General features: G+C 45.4%; 15 protein-coding genes, 2 pseudogenes and 1 riboswitch. Of the genes and pseudogenes, 6 read left to right on the top strand and 11 right to left on the bottom strand.

Going from position 1 to position 16,486, the window contains the following annotated elements; translation table 11 throughout:
- Positions 1-51 precede the first annotated feature (51 nt).
- From eno to GNG27_RS01785, 3 genes are read right to left on the bottom strand one after another with little or no spacing between them, the layout of a single operon-like run.
- The gene (gene eno, locus GNG27_RS01775) at positions 52-1,338 is read right to left on the bottom strand and encodes a phosphopyruvate hydratase (RefSeq protein WP_023336652.1); all 1,287 of its coding nucleotides are present in this window, start codon (positions 1,336-1,338) and stop codon (positions 52-54) included.
- Between the two features lie 15 nt (positions 1,339-1,353).
- Positions 1,354-1,782, bottom strand: coding sequence for a universal stress protein (locus GNG27_RS01780; RefSeq protein WP_023336653.1), 429 nt, complete (start codon positions 1,780-1,782; stop codon positions 1,354-1,356).
- A gap of 3 nt (positions 1,783-1,785) precedes the next feature.
- Positions 1,786-2,748 (bottom strand): DHHA2 domain-containing protein, encoded by a 963-nt coding sequence (locus GNG27_RS01785; RefSeq protein WP_009652407.1) that lies wholly within the window; start codon positions 2,746-2,748, stop codon positions 1,786-1,788.
- 42 nt (positions 2,749-2,790) lie between these two features.
- Positions 2,791-2,865, bottom strand: a riboswitch (Fluoride riboswitch).
- Positions 2,866-2,981: 116 nt separating this feature from the next.
- On the opposite strand from GNG27_RS01785, the pseudogene GNG27_RS01790 reads away from it, so the two are divergent.
- A pseudogene (locus tag GNG27_RS01790) lies at positions 2,982-3,385 on the top strand (Tn3 family transposase); the annotation flags it as partial.
- Between the two features lie 111 nt (positions 3,386-3,496).
- Positions 3,497-3,802: pseudogene (locus GNG27_RS01795) on the top strand (hypothetical protein); the annotation flags it as partial.
- A 472-nt stretch (positions 3,803-4,274) separates the two neighbouring features.
- Here the strand turns inward: GNG27_RS01795 and GNG27_RS01800 are convergent.
- From GNG27_RS01800 to GNG27_RS01810, 3 genes are all read right to left on the bottom strand, one after another.
- A complete protein-coding gene (locus GNG27_RS01800; RefSeq protein WP_023336656.1) occupies positions 4,275-4,484 on the bottom strand; it encodes a YdgH/BhsA/McbA-like domain containing protein in 210 nt (69 codons plus the stop codon).
- 155 nt (positions 4,485-4,639) lie between these two features.
- Positions 4,640-5,155, bottom strand: a complete 516-nt coding sequence (def, locus tag GNG27_RS01805; protein WP_023336657.1) for a peptide deformylase — start codon at positions 5,153-5,155, stop codon at positions 4,640-4,642.
- Positions 5,156-5,236: 81 nt separating this feature from the next.
- Positions 5,237-6,670: an NAD(P)/FAD-dependent oxidoreductase gene (locus tag GNG27_RS01810; protein WP_023336658.1), complete on the bottom strand. Its 1,434-nt coding sequence runs from the start codon at positions 6,668-6,670 to the stop codon at positions 5,237-5,239.
- A 126-nt stretch (positions 6,671-6,796) separates the two neighbouring features.
- Here GNG27_RS01810 and GNG27_RS01815 point away from each other — a divergent pair, with 126 nt between their 5' ends.
- Positions 6,797-7,372, top strand: coding sequence for a TetR/AcrR family transcriptional regulator (locus GNG27_RS01815; protein WP_023336659.1), 576 nt, complete (start codon positions 6,797-6,799; stop codon positions 7,370-7,372).
- A 278-nt stretch (positions 7,373-7,650) separates the two neighbouring features.
- On the opposite strand, the gene GNG27_RS01820 is transcribed toward GNG27_RS01815, so the two are convergent.
- Positions 7,651-7,860 (bottom strand): YdgH/BhsA/McbA-like domain containing protein, encoded by a 210-nt coding sequence (locus GNG27_RS01820; RefSeq protein ID WP_032645162.1) that lies wholly within the window; start codon positions 7,858-7,860, stop codon positions 7,651-7,653.
- A 691-nt stretch (positions 7,861-8,551) separates the two neighbouring features.
- Positions 8,552-9,672, bottom strand: a protein-coding gene (locus tag GNG27_RS01825) for an IS3-like element ISSen4 family transposase (RefSeq protein ID WP_096147877.1) whose coding sequence is annotated in 2 segments (ribosomal slippage) — positions 8,552-9,414 and positions 9,414-9,672 — 1,122 coding nt in all. Because the reading frame shifts where the segments join, the coding sequence is not laid out codon by codon here.
- 353 nt (positions 9,673-10,025) lie between these two features.
- On the opposite strand from GNG27_RS01825, the gene GNG27_RS01830 reads away from it, so the two are divergent.
- Positions 10,026-10,286 carry a DUF1471 domain-containing protein gene (locus GNG27_RS01830; RefSeq protein WP_023336660.1) on the top strand — a complete coding sequence of 87 codons (261 nt, stop codon included), beginning with the start codon at positions 10,026-10,028 and terminating at the stop codon, positions 10,284-10,286.
- A 225-nt stretch (positions 10,287-10,511) separates the two neighbouring features.
- On the opposite strand, the gene GNG27_RS01835 is transcribed toward GNG27_RS01830, so the two are convergent.
- From GNG27_RS01835 to GNG27_RS01845, 3 genes are all read right to left on the bottom strand, one after another.
- Positions 10,512-11,543: an IS630 family transposase gene (locus tag GNG27_RS01835; RefSeq protein WP_023336661.1), complete on the bottom strand. Its 1,032-nt coding sequence runs from the start codon at positions 11,541-11,543 to the stop codon at positions 10,512-10,514.
- Between the two features lie 353 nt (positions 11,544-11,896).
- Positions 11,897-12,259, bottom strand: a complete 363-nt coding sequence (locus GNG27_RS01840) for a helix-turn-helix transcriptional regulator (RefSeq protein WP_016154435.1) — start codon at positions 12,257-12,259, stop codon at positions 11,897-11,899.
- Between the two features lie 45 nt (positions 12,260-12,304).
- Complete coding sequence (locus tag GNG27_RS01845) at positions 12,305-13,321, bottom strand: cation diffusion facilitator family transporter (protein ID WP_023336662.1); 1,017 nt, start codon at positions 13,319-13,321, stop codon at positions 12,305-12,307.
- A 185-nt stretch (positions 13,322-13,506) separates the two neighbouring features.
- Between GNG27_RS01845 and GNG27_RS01850 the strand changes: the two genes are divergently transcribed.
- Complete coding sequence (locus GNG27_RS01850; protein WP_023336663.1) at positions 13,507-16,002, top strand: heavy metal translocating P-type ATPase; 2,496 nt, start codon at positions 13,507-13,509, stop codon at positions 16,000-16,002.
- A gap of 13 nt (positions 16,003-16,015) precedes the next feature.
- Positions 16,016-16,480, top strand: coding sequence for a Cu(I)-responsive transcriptional regulator (gene cueR / locus GNG27_RS01855; RefSeq protein ID WP_016154433.1), 465 nt, complete (start codon positions 16,016-16,018; stop codon positions 16,478-16,480).
- Positions 16,481-16,486 lie beyond the last annotated feature (6 nt).

Raw genomic sequence — 16,486 nt, forward strand, 5'->3', positions numbered from 1 at the left:
AGAACCACCCTACCCCTTCCCGTATCTGAGCATACGGGAAGGGTGACGGAATCAGCGTTTTTTGAAGGCGGCTTTACCGGCGAAGATGGCGGCATCACCTAATTCATCTTCAATACGCATCAGTTGATTGTATTTCTCAATGCGCTCCCCACGGCTGGGTGCACCGGTTTTCAGGTGACCAGCCCGCAGGCCGACGGTCATATCTGCAATGAAGCTGTCCACGGTTTCCCCGCTCCGGTGCGAAATAAAGGTTCCCCAGTTGTTATCCTGACACAACTGGACGGCTTCGATGGTTTCACTCAGGGTGCCTATCTGGTTCAGTTTGATCAATGCGGCATTGGCCAGGTTTTCATCGATACCTCGCTGGATATATTTCACATTGGTCACAAAGATATCATCGCCAACCAGCTCAACTTTATCGCCGAGCGCGCGGTGCAGGAGCTGCCAGCCGGCCCAGTCGTCTTCCGCAAGGCCATCTTCAATCAGGACTATCGGGAAATCCTTCACCAGTTGCTCATAGTAGCGGGTCATTTCGTCGGCGCTGAGCCGGGTATTTTCGGTACGCAGGGTATATTTCCCATCGACGTAGAATTCACTGGAGGCCGGATCCATGCAAATAACGATATCTTCGCCTGGGCGGTATCCCGCCTTGCTAATTGCCTCCACGATAAGCTCCAGCGGCTGACGGTTTGAGGAAACGGCCGGTGCAAAACCGCCTTCATCGCCCACGCCGGCGGATAAACCTTTTTCCAGCAGGACCTGACGCAGGGCCTGGTAGACCTCACTGCCCCAGCGAATAGCTTCGCGTACGGAAGAGGCTCCCCATGGTGCAATCATAAACTCCTGAAAATCAGCGCCCTGCCAGCGGGCATGAACTCCGCCGTTAATGATATTCATACAGGGAACCGGCAGCAGATTCGCGCCGACGCCACCCAGATAGCGGTAGAGCGGGGTAGAGGATAGTTGTGCCGCCAGGCGGGATACTGCCAGCGATACGCCAAGGATCGCATTAGCACCCAGCCGGCCTTTGTTTTCTGTGCCATCAAGGGCAATCAGACAGTTGTCGATTTCTTTCTGGCGGCGTACATCGTAGCCCTGCAGGGCATCGTTAATTTCGGTATTGACGCACCGGACCGCATCCTGAACACCTTTACCGCCAAAACGTGTCTTGTCATCATCGCGATGCTCGATGGCTTCACGGGAGCCGGTGCTGGCACCGGAAGGAACGGAGGCACGGGCCATACTGCCCCCTACAGAAGTCACTTCAACCTCTACGGTCGGGTTACCGCGGGAATCCAGAATTTCTCTTGCGATGATACATTCAATTTCAAAGCTCATAAGTTTGACCTTCTTTTAAGGGGCTGGAATATGTTTAATCAGAACATCAACAGAAAGGTGATTGATGAATTCGAAAGAAAAGGAGGAAAAAACCCTGAACAGGCGGTTTTCATGCCCCAGCATGACCAGATCGATATCTTCATGCTGAACAACGGCCTCAACGTCCCGGAAACGATGGATGCTGACGATGGACCTGACGTTGATATCAATACTGCTGGACTCCACCAGACGGCTAAGCATTGCCTTTGCATCAATAACTTCGCGGGACTGACGGTCTTTGGTTAATGAGTCACTGGTATAATCCAGTTCCCTATAGTCAGCACTGAGATGCCCGACAGTAATACGGGTGCCCATCTCTTTTGCCAGACGTTCTGCCTGCTCAAGCAACAGCAGACCATCGGTTTCATTCTGTACAAGTAACAAGGCATGCCGGTAAATTTGCATAAATCACCTCTTATAAGAAGCGAAGCGGTTGGTCAGCCAGGGGAGGATTTCTTTTTTCCGGCTTGTCATGCCGGGCAGCGATACCTGGCGGGAGCCTGTCAGGCTGCTGTCTGAAAAAAGCAAAACGGAGTTCCGGCTGGTAATGTCTGTCACCATCAGGATCACCATGTCCAGCACGCTGTCCTTGCAGGTTTTATCCATTTCCTGCAGTAGCTCAGGCAACAGGGGAGTAATATCAGCCATGTCGCGGACCTCAATTTGTGACAACAACAGCGGCACATCATGGATCCGGTAATTTTTGGCGTCACGATTGAGTAAAACCGACGCGGATTGCCCGGTTATATCTGTTTTGGCTCGCAGCAGCCCTGTCACAAACTGGTCATAATCGATACCGGCGATTTCCCGCAAAACAGCCACGGATTCCTGATCCTGAGTGGTGGTGGTGGGACCCGTCAGCGCAACGGTATCACTGAGGATCGCCCCCATCAGCAACACAGCCTGAGCGGCAGTCAGCGGCATCGGAATGTCATGCATGAGAATTGAGAGAATTACTGTTCCGCAGCATCCTACCGCCCGCACCCAGACATCCGGTGGATTGCGGGTAACAAGGGTACCAATACGATGATGGTCAATGATGCCGATGACGTTGCTGTCCATCAGCGAAGACGGTCCCTGCTCTGCATCCGTAAAATCAACCAGCCATACGGTTTTATCTGTCAGATCGACGGTGAGTAAATCGGGTTGTGAAACACCCGCAGCGTTGAGGATATAACGGGTTTCCGGGGTGATATCCCCCAGGCGCCAGGGCGTTGCGGGACGACCGGTGTAATTAAGCCAGTCAGCCACAACCAGCGCGCTGCAAATAGCATCGCTGTCAGGATTTCGATGACCGAAGACATAAATCGGATTATCTCTTTGAAAAGAGAGAGATTCTGCGGTAAGCGGTAATGTGGTTTTATTTTGCATAGCGATACCTGACATACATGCCTATAAGAGGACAACTTCATCTGTATATCAGGCGCCATCATCCGGTGTTGAAAAACCGGCGGTTGGGAAAGGTGGAGCACCATCACCTTGTAAATCAATCTTATATGGGCCTTTGCATTAAATCAATATTTATTGTTGGCCCTCGGTTTCGTACACACAAGTACATCCTGTCCCGCCAAAAACGTTTACGATAGTGCGCCAAATGAAGCAATTTATACCTTCTTAATTATATTGGTGATGAAGATTATCGCCGCCGCATCCTGACCCAACTTAACCGGGGAGAAAGCCGACATGCTGTAGCCAGAGCGATTTGCCACGGACAAAAAGGTGAAATAAGGAAACGCTATCAGGATGGGCAGGAGGATCAGTTGGGTGCGCACGGACTGGTGACCAATGCAGTCGTTCTCTGGAATAGCATCTATATGCAGGCAGCATTGGATCATTTACGTAATGAAGGTGAAACCATAAATGAAGAGGATGAAGCCAGACTTTCGCCACTGAAGCACGCGATATCAATATGCTGGGGCATTACACGTTCACACTTGCTGAGCAGGTAACAAAAGGCCAGCTACGGCCACTGAAGCAAGCGGAAGAAACGGATGAATGGACTCTGTGACGATCATATTGTCTCAGGGCTTGATGATCATCTGTTCACAAAACGTACTTAGCGTCCGTTTTCGTACGGTTGGGCTTCAGACCCCTAGTCTAGTCTGGGAGACATAAAACTATGTCAGAAACCTTTATGATTAATCATAAGAAAGTCCCGCTTAAGTCACTGCAATACAACAGTAAAGCGAATCAGCTGGAAGTGATGCGCAACTGGTTTTATGAACACTACGAAGACCTAGTGAATGCCTATCCTTATAACTCCCGGGAAGGTGGATATGCGTATATTTATGGCGGTCCTTATGACGCGGATGAAGAGCATCAGGCGAACTTTGGCGGATTCGTTAAGGACGATTACATCAAGGACTTAGTAGGCGAACTCCAGGCGGATTGCTTTGAATTGTCGGGAAATTCAAATAACACCGACTAGTACGATGATGATTTGTACAATGCGGTCACCCTTTATCAGACAATCTTGTCTGACGCTCCGGACACAAATATGCTGGTTTTATCTGTTCAGAACACTGAACTATGTTCGGGAAATCACAGAGTCAGGCTAACGGAATAGAATAGTGAGCGGCGTCTTAACCCCTTAAATCGTAAAAGCACCGGTTGCTAGCTGATGATGAATGGTTCTCTGTTTTAACCAAGCATCGGTATTGAGAATGGATCACAAAAACTGAAAGTATCAAAGAGGGCGTGGAGCTAAAATATTTGCACGGATAAAAAACTATACTTAACTATTAGTATTATATTAAAAAAATGCGGACTCTTTATCAGCAGTCCGCTAAAGTCTATTCAAGGAAAAACATGTGATATATCAAATAATAAAAATTAGTATATGGTGGCAGATTTTATCAAGGTATATATTCCTATAGATACCCTAAAATGATTATCTATTAATCCCCTAATTTAGCGGTCATGTGCACTCGATCACCAGTATACGCAGAGAGAATTTTGTATGACGTTTGTGCTTCTTTTGCTTTAGCAGCAATTTTTGCTTCTGCACTGTCAAGAGTGGAAGCAGTTACGCTGACAGTCTGCGCCATAACAGAGAATGAGACAACAGAGAGAAGACCAGTTGCTGCGAGAAGTTTGATATTTTTCATAGTGATAATCCTAATAATGTTAATGTTCATCATAAGAGCATACTGCTCGTTTCCTGTTGATGACCATTAAAAACCCTGTAACTACTATAGGGTCAATACTTTTTATTGTATTTTTTGCATGCGGTTTTCTTTTTATAAAACAGTTAGATACAAAATTACTTCCTTTTATTCCGACGGTTTCTCTGTTTCGATAATTTTCTTTGAACTCGTTCTTTCTTTAAGGGAGAGAGGTAGTCAATAATGAGTTTTCCTGTTAGATGATCCATTTCATGCTGGATACAGATAGCAAGAAGTCCATCCGCGTGAATTTCCTGGGTTTTCCCATATTTATCCATGTATTTGATCTTCACTACCTCTGAACGCTCAATATCGCAGTAAATACCCGGCAACGAAAGACAGCCTTCTGTTCCTTTAGAAATATTGTCGCTAGCCCAAACTATTTCAGGATTGATGATTACCATTGGCTGATCGCGCGTCTCAGACACGTCAATCACGACGACGCGCTCATGGGTATTTACTTGGGTAGCAGCAAGACCAATCCCGTTTGCATCATACATTGTTGCTAACATATTTTGAGCAAGAAAATGAACCTGCTCATCTATACATAGAACCGTCTTTGCTTCGGTACGTAATCGAGGGTCGGGAAACTGAAGGATAGGTAATATACTCATAGGAAAATCCCAATAAGCGAATGGACTAGGCCGCCATTGTCAGCATTAAGCTGACTATGGATTTAAGGTTGGTAGGTTGTGCTACCTAATTGGGGAGGTTTTCGCCACATTCTTTAGTGATTCTGTCATTGTGAATTCAGGGGACCATAGTTTAGCAAGTTGCTGTACTGTCATATTAGCTGAAAGGACATAGGTAGCCGCACCAATAACATCACCTGCAGATTCCCCTACCATATGAATGCCGAGTATCTTCCCTGTTTCACTATTCGAGATCAGTCTTACCAAACCATCAGTATGACGACTCACAATTGCACGCAATACAAACGCGACAGGCAGTTCTCGGACTTCATATGGAATTCCTTCTTCCTCAGCTTGTAATGCAGTCAAACCTACAGAAGCTAGCTCCGGAGAAGTGAAAGTTACACGAGGAAGGACATTATAATCCAGAGAATCTAGCTTATCACCAAGAGCATTACTCGCTGCTAATTTACCTTGCTCAACTGCAACATAAACAAATTGAGCACCGCCTGTAACATCACCAGCAGCCCAGACTCGTGAATTTGACGTTTTAAGATTCTCGTCCACAATCACCTGCCCACGTGGACCAGTCGAGATATTAACAGCATTAAGATTAAGATTTTCGGTAAATGGGCGGCGCCCGGTTGCGATCATAATCTTCTCAGCAGAAAGAATATAAGTGCTCTCACCAATCTTGACTGTGCAGCTAACTAAATCTCCCATTGCTTTTACTTGTGTGATATTTGCACCAGTTAAAAATTCAATACCTTGATTATTGAGTGATTTCGCCAAGACAGCAGATATTTCATGATCTTCGAAAGGAGCTATTCTGGTGGCAACCTCAATAACTTTGACTTTTGACCCTAAACGAGAGAACAACTGAGCTTGCTCAAGGCCAATAGCATTCCCACCAATAACCAGTAAAGATTCAGGAACTTTAGTAAGCGACATAGCCGTGGAAGACGTCAGATAATCTACGTCCTTCAACCCTGGAATTTCAGGAATGAACGGACTCGCCCCGCTTGCAATGACTACGTTCTTTGCATGTACTTGAGTGATGCCATCAATTCCATGAACATTTAAACTCACATATTCCTGATTCTGAGATAACGTAAAAGCGGCAGCCCCTCGAAACACATCAATACCGGCTTCAGAAGGTCCCTGTACATGATAGGTCTCTCGAAATTGGCCAATCATCTGATCTTTATCCCAAACCAACAATGCCAGGTCAACAGGAGCAGCCGAGGTATCAATGCCAGAAAATTTCTTTTGAAGCGCAGAAAAACGAATTGCAGCCGCCGCCAATAAGGTTTTGGACGGGATACAGCCAACATTCAGACACGTGCCTCCCGCAACCCCCTGCTCAATCATTGCTACTGATTTATCTAATCTGCGTGCTTCATTAGCCGCTGCCCTTGCAGCAGAGCCTGAGCCAATAGTCACTAAGTCATAGATTTTATGAAACATTTCATGCGGAGCACGGGGAGTACTTTTCATGTAAAAACCTCTTAATTAAGTACCGGCAAAGTAAAGGAGACCGATCTGTCTCCCTCATCTAAGAGTAGACAAGTCAGTCTACTGATGTCAATATTCAATCCGTACAACAACCAGGTCTTAGCTTCTATGGACAAGAAAGAACTATTAATCTCAACTGCTTTTAAACTTTTTTATCAATATGGAGTTCATGCTGTTGGTATAAACCAGGTATTGACTGAATCGGGTGTAGCGAAGAAGACGCTTTATACCTATTTTTCAAGCAAAGAAGAGCTTATTGCGGCTACCATTGACTATTGCAACCAACAATATTTCGCATCTTTAAACTCTCGTTTATCTCAAGTAGAGGATGGTTACCCATCTATTAGCGAGCTTTTCAATACACTCGATGATTCTATAAATAGCAGAGACATCACATCGTCATCTTTTCATGGTTGTTATTTTATCAATGTCAGTGCTGAATTTAGCGATCCCACTCATCTGATACATCAAAGGTGTGCTCGTAATAAAATAGAAATGGATGTATTAATCAGGCACCATGTGTCGAAGGTTATTTCCTCCGAAAAATTTGTGTTCGAAATATCAGAATCCGTTTCAATGCTCTTTGAAGGAGCTATTATTCGTGCTCACATACTCAGAGATTTACAAGCAGCGGTTAAAGCAAGAACAGCAGTCGAACAGATTATAAAATCAAAGCTGAGCTAGCTGAAACGATAATTTTAGAAACTCCAAAAACAGCCTTACTTAAAAAATAACCTCCGTAGTTCTGATAAATACAAATATTTCAATTTAATGATTTCCTTTGTAATTATTGATATATAGGAAAGACTCTAACATCGAGAAGTTAAAAAAGGGCTCCAACAACAGGCAGCCCTAAAACATCACTCAAGATAAAGGAAGGTAATATGCTTGTATAAATCGGCACATTATATTTGAATCACAATGGATAAATAAAAACATTGCTATTTCAAGCAGTTACATCGCTACTCTCCTAGAATAGCGGTCATGTGAACTCTATTGCCAGTAGAAGCAGAAAGAATTTTGTATGACGTTTGTGCTTCTTTTGCTTTAGCAGCAATTTTTGCTTCTGCACTGTCAAGAGTGGAAGCAGTTACGCTGACAGTCTGCGCCATACCAGAGAATGAGACAACAGAGAGAAGACCAGCTGCTGCGAGAAGTTTGATATTTTTCATAGTGATAATCCTAATAAAGTTAATGTTCATCATAAGAGCATATTGCTCGTTTCCTGTTGATGACCATTAAAAACCCTGTAACTACTATAGGGTCAACACTTTTTATTGTATTTATTTGTATAGCGCAGACTGTCTTGAACATCCACTTATCGAGAAATTTTTCTTAGACAAGAAAATTCACATATGATCAATAAGATATAGCGATTTTTTTATCGTTTTACACTGAAGATATTTTTTCTTATCCCATTTATATAGGTTTCAAAATATGTCTTTACAGGTAGTTGGAGGCTGAAACTCACGCATTCCCATCCCCTTCCCTTCAAACAACTCTAGCTTGACTCTGAATCAAAAGAATAAATACCTAGATCTTAAATCACGTGACATGAAATGCCCAAGCTGCCTAAATAAACCATATAACAATCATTGTTATTCAATAATAATGTCTTTTTTTGTTTATCCATTGTCTGTTTTTGTTTATCTAATTTTAAATATACATGAAATAATAATAACATTATCATATATTGGAAAGAGTTTTAAATGGCAGATATGGTTGTATTCGGAATGTCATTTCCATACATATTCAGGATAATGATTCAAGGCTATCTTTTTTATGTTGTATGCATGGTATTTGTGAAGCACTCTAAATTTTGGCACGATGTATGTGACCTGCCCCCACGATTAGATACAACACTCAGTTAGTAACGTCGGAATCTTCATTCTCAGAATGACCCTTTCTCCAGCCCGCTGCAAATTCAGACGGTGTCTGATAATTCAGCGTGGAGTGCGGGCGGCATTCGTTATAATCCTGCCGCCAGTCATTAATAATTTTCCTGGCATGAACGATATCGCTGAACCAGTGCTCATTCAAACATTCATCGCGAAATCGTCCGTTAAAGCTCTCAATAAATCCGTTCTGCGTTGGCTTGCCCGGCTGGATTAAGCGCAACTCAACACCATGCTCAAAGGCCCATTGATCCAGTGCACGGCAAGTGAACTCCGGCCCCTGGTCAGTTCTTATCGTCGCCGGATAGCCTCGAAACAGTGCAATGCTGTCCAGAATACGCGTGACCTGAACGCCTGAAATCCCAAAGGCAACAGTGACCGTCAGGCATTCCTTTGTGAAATCATCGACGCAGGTAAGACACTTGATCCTGCGACCGGTGGAAAGTGCGTCCATGACGAAATCCATCGACCAGGTCAGATTGGGCGCCGCCGGACGGAGCAGCGGCAGACGTTCTGTTGCCAGCCCTTTACGACGTCTTCTGCGTTTTACGCCCAGGCCACTGAGGTGATAAAGCCGGTACACGCGCTTATGATTAACATGAAGCCCTTCACGGCGCAGCAACTGCCAAATACGACGGTAGCCAAAACGCCTGCGCTCCAGTGCCAGCTCAGTGATGCGCCCTGATAAATGCGCATCAGCAGCCGGACGGTGAGCCTCATAGCGGCAGGTCGACAGGGATAAACCTGTAAGCCTGCAGGCACGACGTTGCGACAGACCGGTCGCATCACACATCAACATCACGGCTTCCCGCTTCTGGTCTGTCGTCAGTACTTTCGCCCAAGAGCCACCTGAAGCGCCTCTTTATCCAGCATGGCTTCGGCAAGCAGCTTCTTGAGTCTGGCGTTCTCTTCCTCAAGCGACTTCAGGCGCTTAACTTCAGGCACCTCCATACCGCCATACTTCTTACGCCAGATGTAAAACGTGGCATCGGAAATGGCATGCTTGCGGCAGAGTTCACGGGCGGGTACCCCAGCTTCGGCTTCGCGGAGAATACTGATGATCTGTTCGTCGGAAAAACGCTTCTTCATGGGGATGTCCTCATGTGGCTTATGAAGACATTACTAACATCGGGGTGTACTAATCAACGGGGAGCAGGTCACATGAACACAATAGGATAATTGATGTCGTCATTGATTATAATTTCAGTTCACAAGCATCATTTTGCCGAACTTTCAAATCCATTTTTGGTGTTCCTCCAACATACTATAAATCAAAAGAAATCAAAAAAAATCAAAAAAAATCAAAAAACTAAACCATTAGACGCAACCACTTTTAATATTATAACTTTGTCTGTTTTTGTTTATCTATTGTCTTTTTAAGTTAATCCATTCTATAAATTTTGAGTTATTATTATACCCACTATTTAGTTAAAGAGGTGTTCATGAAAAGTATACTTGTATTAGCATTGCTATTCCCCATTTTCAGTAGTTACGCGGCGACAGAAATTACTTATAACGAACCAACTCCGATAAACGCAATTCGTGTCGGAGAGATTAATTTCTTTAAAACCGGTAGTGCAACCCAATCGGAGATTATTAATTCGCTATCTAAAAAAGCAGATATGATTGGTGGAACTCATTTCGTAATTTCATCACTTAGAGTTCAAGATAATTCATACGCTACCGCTGTCGTATATAAATAGAACCAAACTATTTGTAAATTTTCTCCTTATTGAAAATTTAACGCTATCACAGTAATCAAAGAATGTAGCATGTCGCAGCAGTACCATATCTACATAGTAGGTATGTCCCTCTGTTTTTCCTTGAGTGACTTTTGCGAGCTGCCTGTATTGGAGCTCGCTTTTTTATATTATGGGTCATTATTTTCCTACTTACATTCATTATCTAAATAACTGATCCTAATACCGCTACACATTAGCCAGCCCATGTTTTCCCCCGGGGAATGGGCTGACGGTATTCATAAAGTGATGGACCTTTTTCAACAGTTGCCACATTGAACGGCACTGGTGATTTCGGGTTATTGTCTCATGAAGTGCCTGCCACAACCGTTCGACATGATTGACCCACGGCGAGTAAACCGGCTGGTAAATGACCCTGAACTTTGGGTTTGCTTTCAGCCAGCGCAACGTTTCACGGCTTTTGTGGATGATGTAGTTATCGACAATGAGCGTAATCGTTTTTGCCCGCCGGTATGTCGCTTTAAGATGCTTTAACAGACTGATAAATAAGGCTGAGCTTTTGCTGTTACCGCCCACGTAGCTGACTTTTCCCGTACCGCTGTGCAGCGCACCGGCAAGATAGTACTTTTCATTCTGGCCCGGTGTGACAACGCGTTTTTGCTGCCCGCGTAACTGCCAGTCAGCTCCGATTTTCGGGTTGAGATGAATATCCACTTCATCTTCGTAAAACACTGGGTTTTCCGCACTGCATTTCGCCAGTGCCTCATGGAGAGCGACCATTTTTTCTTCTTTGTGTGGGTCACGGATACGCAGTGTCGGCGCAGCTCTCCGCCATACCAGCCCGGCAGATGGCAACCAACGACGCACCGTTCCGGCATGTAGCCGGCATCCGGTTATCTCGTTGATTTTTATTGCCAGTAACTCCGTACTCCAGCGTGAACATTGATAACCAAAATCACCGGGAGAGTGTTTTATCAGTTCACGTAACAATGTGCAGATATGCTCAAAGGGCCAGCGGCGGGAACGCCCGACGGGTAATGATTTCAGACCTTCAGTACCCGATTGGGTAAACCAGTTAATCCATCGCCCTACAGATGAACGGGCGCAGCAGAGTGTTCTGGCGACATCACTGACACGGTCTCCCCGGTGCAACATCAGCATGGCGGTCAGTCTGCGGGCATAATTTTTAACGCACGTTTTATGGATGGTTTTCTGCATCAGGTGTCGTTCGCTGCGGGGAATGGGTGCTATGATCGGCATTGCTCAGTCCGGTTGGTGATTTTTTTGATTTGGCGATTGATCAGATCGCACAATCCGGGCTGAGTTCCCTCAAAGTGATCTACTATTCGGCGCAGCTATTTAGATTATCCGTGGCTAATCAATAATCTTGCAAAGCAAGGTTTTTCCTTCGGGAGGTGGCCTGCTCACTTCGCTTTATCTGGTAGTAGCGAACCATAATGTATTTATTGCATACAAGGGAAGGGGGCCGGTTTCATTGTTAAAAGTTTATTATTAAGGTTTTAATAAATTAATGATGAAACAACTCACCAAAGTAATGAAAAACTAAGGTGAGTTGGAATTACAGAAGCTCTACTTATCAAAATTTATTCGGGTTATTCTTCAGCTATGTGAAATACCATGTCCTGAAGAACATGACTTACATGGTGATCCATTATGCTATAAAATATGTACTTACCCTTTCTCTCTCCGCGAACAAGCCTTGCACTTCGTAACAACCTCAGATGATGACTGACGAGAGATTGTGATAACTGGAGCGACTCAGCAATGTCGCCTACAGAGACCGAACCACGCATACAGTAAAGCAGGATTCGTAGTCTTGACTGGTCCCCCAGTAGATGGAAAATCTCGGAAAGTTGCCCAATGTCGTTTTGCGAGAGCATTGATAGATCTGGCTCCGCGACATGATCTGTCGCGGAACAGTCTTGTATGTTGCCGCAATCTGATGTGCTGGACATTATGATTCTCCCTCCTAAATTGATAGTGCATCACCAGAGGCCTGATTAATGTTTGTGGCCTGGACTAGAATGGTTATGCTTTTTTCCGTGTTCGTGTTCGTGTTCGTGTTCGTGTTCGTGTTCGTGTTCGTTACGCAGTTTTGTCGGTGAAAGGCTGCATGTATTATCGTTTTGATCGTAATTCCAGTCGATTCCCACAGTTGCATGTTCTATTTTGAACTGCTCATAAAGTTCTTGTTTTACAAGCTTCACAACGTCTTTTACGTCCACATCTTCCTTGGCTCTTACTTCCAGTGTTGCCATCGTCCGACCTGAGGTTATTTGCCAGACATGAATATGACTTACGGCTGCTAAGCCCTTAACAGAACTGATTAGTCTCTGTTCCACCTTGTCTGGGGAGGCATCTTCAGGCGCTCCTTCTAACAGGATGTGCAGCGATTTTGCTAATAATTTCCAGGCACTACGTAAAACCAGTGCTGCGACAAGAACGGAAAGTATTGGGTCAATCGGTGTCCAGCCCGTATAGTAAATGACAATAGCGGCGACAATAGCGCCAACAGAACCCAATAGATCACCCATCACATGTAAAATAGCACCTTTGACATTAACATGATCGGTCTCACCACGGGTCATGATCCATAATACCAATATGTTGACCAACAATCCTGCAATGGCAACGATCAGCATTGGGCCTGCCAGTATAATTGGTGGAGCTTGTAACCTTTCCCATGCCTCATATGCAATCCACGCCACAATAGCGAAGAGTGTCAGGGCATTAAAGAATCCCGCGATGACTTCAAATCGCAAATATCCAAAGGTTCGTTTGCTATCAGCAGCTCGACGGCCAAAACGGAATGCCGCATAAGCCAGCGCCAAAGCTACTGCATCTGTAAGCATGTGGCCTGCATCTGCCAGCAATGCTAATGAGCCAGAAAGTATCCCTCCAACAGCTTCGACCACCATAAATGTGAATATCATGAGGAAGGAGATAAGGACTTTACGCTCGTTTGCACTGGTTACTGCTGGAGTATGGTCATGCTCGTGATCATGTGATTGTGACATAGGGCCTCAAGCGGTTGGTTATACATGATGCCTTCAATATAACATATGAATATGTGTTCATGTAAAGGGTTTTTATATCCATTCCTTCCACGGCATCGGCATGTTCAAAATAATGCGCTTGACCTTCCCACGATGGTAAGCCTTAAGGTTGTTCTTTATCTGACCATAACGATGAGAAATACATCATGAGCATTCAAAAAAAACAGCATTCTAATGATGGTGAAACTCAAGTCAGCTTGCCCATTGAGGGAATGACTTGTGCAAGCTGCGTTGGACGAGTTGAAGCCGCTCTGGCTAAGGTTGAAGGCGTACAAAGCGTAAGCGTTAACCTTGCAACAGAGCGTGCAGATATCCGCCTAAATGCATTAGTTAATCGTATGGCGTTGGTTGAAGCAGTTGAAAAGGTTGGTTATGAGGTTCCTCAAGCTTCTGTAGAGTTATCAGTTCAGGGCATGACATGTGCATCATGCGTAGGGCGTGTCGAAAAGTCGCTCCGAGCGGTTAAAGGCGTAAAAGAAGCCACTGTTAATTTAGCTACTGAAAGAGCCACTGTACGTGGAACCGCTGGAGCTGATGACCTCATAACTGCTATCGAAAAAATCGGTTATGAAGCCAGCCTGGTTGATAACCAAAGCCAGAATAATGATAGTGCCGCAGAAAAAAAAGATGCTGAAAAGGTTGCGTTGAAGAAAGATTTAGTTCTGGCGACCGTACTTGCGTTACCAGTATTTATTCTGGAAATGGGGTCGCATGTGATACCGGGAATGCATCAATGGATAATGGATACCATTGGGCTCCAGGAAAGCTGGTATCTCCAGTTTGTATTAACATTGCTGGTGTTGGCTATTCCGGGGCGGCGCTTTTACCTGAAAGGTATTCCCGCGTTATTAAGACTTGGCCCAGACATGAACTCTCTCGTCTCCGTCGGGACTCTCGCTGCGTTCGGTTATTCAATGGTTGCGACCTTTGCTCCAGGTCTTTTGCCTCAAGGTACCGTCAATGTGTATTACGAAGCTGCTGCGGTAATCGTCGCTCTTATTCTTTTAGGACGATTTATGGAGGCGCGGGCTAAAGGTCGAACGTCTGAGGCTATCAAGCGTTTGGTTGGATTGCAGGCCAAAGAGGCGCATGTGCTGCGTAACGGCATTGTCATCGATATTCCCATTAGTGATGTAGCCCTTGATGACATTATCGAAGTTCGACCAGGTGAGCGGATACCTGTTGATGGTGAGGTGAGTGAAGGAACAAGTTTTGTCGATGAATCGATGATAACGGGGGAGCCTATCCCCGTAGAGAAAGTTCCCGGAAGCTTAATGGTTGGCGGGACTGTTAACCAGAAAGGAGCATTGAGGTTGCGTGCAACAGCCGTTGGTGGCCAGACGATGTTGTCACAAATAATCAGAATGGTAGAGCAAGCCCAGGGCTCTAAACTACCTATACAAGCCGTGGTCGATAAGGTGACATTATGGTTTGTTCCTGTGGTGATGCTGGCAGCGTTGTTAACTTTCCTTGCCTGGTTAACATTTGGGCCATCACCGGCCCTGTCTTTCGCACTGGTTAATGCCGTGGCTGTATTGATCATTGCCTGCCCATGTGCAATGGGATTGGCTACCCCAACCTCTATCATGGTAGGTACTGGGCGTGGTGCAGAAATGGGGATCTTGTTCCGTAAGGGAGAAGCTCTGCAGTTGCTTAAAGATGCCAGGGTTGTCGCTGTAGACAAAACAGGTACTTTGACTGAAGGGCGCCCAGTAATGACAGACCTGGAGTTGGCCGAAGGGTTTGAGCTTGACTTAGTATTAGCAAAAGTTGCCGCTGTTGAATCACGTTCGGAACATCCTATTGCCCGCGCTATCGTTGAAGCTGCTCTAGGAAAAGAGATATCGCTGCCAGCGTTGACTGAGTTTGATTCAATTACTGGGATGGGCGTCAGGGCTACCGTAGACGGAGAGCGCGTAGAGGTCGGGGCCGATCGATTTATGCGTGAGTTAGGCTTGGATATCGAGTATTTTTCAAAGACTGCGATACGCCTTGGAAACGAAGGAAAATCGCCACTCTATGTTGCTATTGATGGACGTCTGGCTGCCATTATCGCAGTCGCTGACCCTATTAAATCAAGTACGCCGATTGCCATAAATGCATTGCACCAACTGGGGCTCAAAGTCGCAATGATTACCGGTGACAATGCCAATACAGCAAATGCGATTGCGAGACAGCTTGGTATTGATGAAGTGGTTGCCGAAGTGTTGCCAGAAGGGAAAGTTGAAGCAGTTCGTCGGTTGAAGGAGTCTTACGGTAAGGTCGCTTATGTTGGTGATGGCATTAATGATGCCCCAGCTTTAGCCGTGGCAGATATTGGGCTTGCAATTGGTACAGGTACCGATATAGCGGTGGAATCTGCTGATGTTGTCTTAATGTCCGGCAACCTACAGGGTGTGCCTAATGCTATTGGATTGTCTAAGGCAACCATAGGTAACATCAGGCAAAATCTTTTTTGGGCGTTTGGTTATAATGCCGCATTGATCCCTGTAGCAGCAGGCCTGCTGTACCCTGCCTATGGATTGCTGCTTTCACCAATCTTTGCTGCAGGCGCGATGGCGCTATCCAGTGTATTTGTCCTGGGCAACGCACTTCGTTTGCGTCGGTTCCAGCCTCCGCTGGCAGAAGACTCTGAGCACTAAGAAAAGGGGAGCTATGAACATTGGTAAAGCATCGAACGAATCAGGAATCTCCGCAAAGATGATTCGCTATTACGAGCAAATTGGTCTGATTCCTGCTACTGGCCGTACCGAAGCGGGCTACCGTGATTATGCACCCAATGATGTCCATCGTCTGATTTTTATCCGCAGTGCGCGCGATCTTGGTTTTTCTCTTGAAGAGATAGCCGATTTGCTCAAGTTATGGAATGACAAATCTCGCCAGAGCGCCGATGTTAAACGTCTGGCACAAGAGCATATGGATGATTTAGAGCGACGTATGGAAAATATGCGACGAATGGCAGATACACTCAGAGCTCTGATCAAAAGCTGTGCTGGGGATGAGCGAGTTGAATGCCCAATACTCCAGACATTAATGACCGCTGACGCTAAAAGCCATCCCGGTAAGAGAGAAGGGGCAGTGCAACGTCGTTCTCGTGGTAACGAAATGGAAAAAGCCTGACCCCTT

Origin of the sequence: Leclercia sp. 119287 (genome assembly GCF_009734485.1) — a bacterium.
Classification (GTDB): Bacteria; Pseudomonadota; Gammaproteobacteria; order Enterobacterales; family Enterobacteriaceae; genus Enterobacter; species Enterobacter adecarboxylatus_C.

Excerpts from the sequence above, each read along its gene's own strand:
- eno (WP_023336652.1), bottom strand. The coding sequence starts at position 1,338 with ATGAGCTTTGAAATTGAATGTATCATCGCAAGAGAAATTCTGGATTCC.
- GNG27_RS01780 (WP_023336653.1), bottom strand. The coding sequence starts at position 1,782 with ATGCAAATTTACCGGCATGCCTTGTTACTTGTACAGAATGAAACCGAT.
- GNG27_RS01785 (WP_009652407.1), bottom strand. The coding sequence starts at position 2,748 with ATGCAAAATAAAACCACATTACCGCTTACCGCAGAATCTCTCTCTTTT.
- GNG27_RS01800 (WP_023336656.1), bottom strand. The coding sequence starts at position 4,484 with ATGAAAAATATCAAACTTCTCGCAGCAACTGGTCTTCTCTCTGTTGTC.
- def (WP_023336657.1), bottom strand. The coding sequence starts at position 5,155 with ATGAGTATATTACCTATCCTTCAGTTTCCCGACCCTCGATTACGTACC.
- GNG27_RS01810 (WP_023336658.1), bottom strand. The coding sequence starts at position 6,670 with ATGAAAAGTACTCCCCGTGCTCCGCATGAAATGTTTCATAAAATCTAT.
- GNG27_RS01815 (WP_023336659.1), top strand. The coding sequence starts at position 6,797 with ATGGACAAGAAAGAACTATTAATCTCAACTGCTTTTAAACTTTTTTAT.
- GNG27_RS01820 (WP_032645162.1), bottom strand. The coding sequence starts at position 7,860 with ATGAAAAATATCAAACTTCTCGCAGCAGCTGGTCTTCTCTCTGTTGTC.
- GNG27_RS01830 (WP_023336660.1), top strand. The coding sequence starts at position 10,026 with ATGAAAAGTATACTTGTATTAGCATTGCTATTCCCCATTTTCAGTAGT.
- GNG27_RS01835 (WP_023336661.1), bottom strand. The coding sequence starts at position 11,543 with ATGCCGATCATAGCACCCATTCCCCGCAGCGAACGACACCTGATGCAG.
- GNG27_RS01840 (WP_016154435.1), bottom strand. The coding sequence starts at position 12,259 with ATGTCCAGCACATCAGATTGCGGCAACATACAAGACTGTTCCGCGACA.
- GNG27_RS01845 (WP_023336662.1), bottom strand. The coding sequence starts at position 13,321 with ATGTCACAATCACATGATCACGAGCATGACCATACTCCAGCAGTAACC.
- GNG27_RS01850 (WP_023336663.1), top strand. The coding sequence starts at position 13,507 with ATGAGCATTCAAAAAAAACAGCATTCTAATGATGGTGAAACTCAAGTC.
- cueR (WP_016154433.1), top strand. The coding sequence starts at position 16,016 with ATGAACATTGGTAAAGCATCGAACGAATCAGGAATCTCCGCAAAGATG.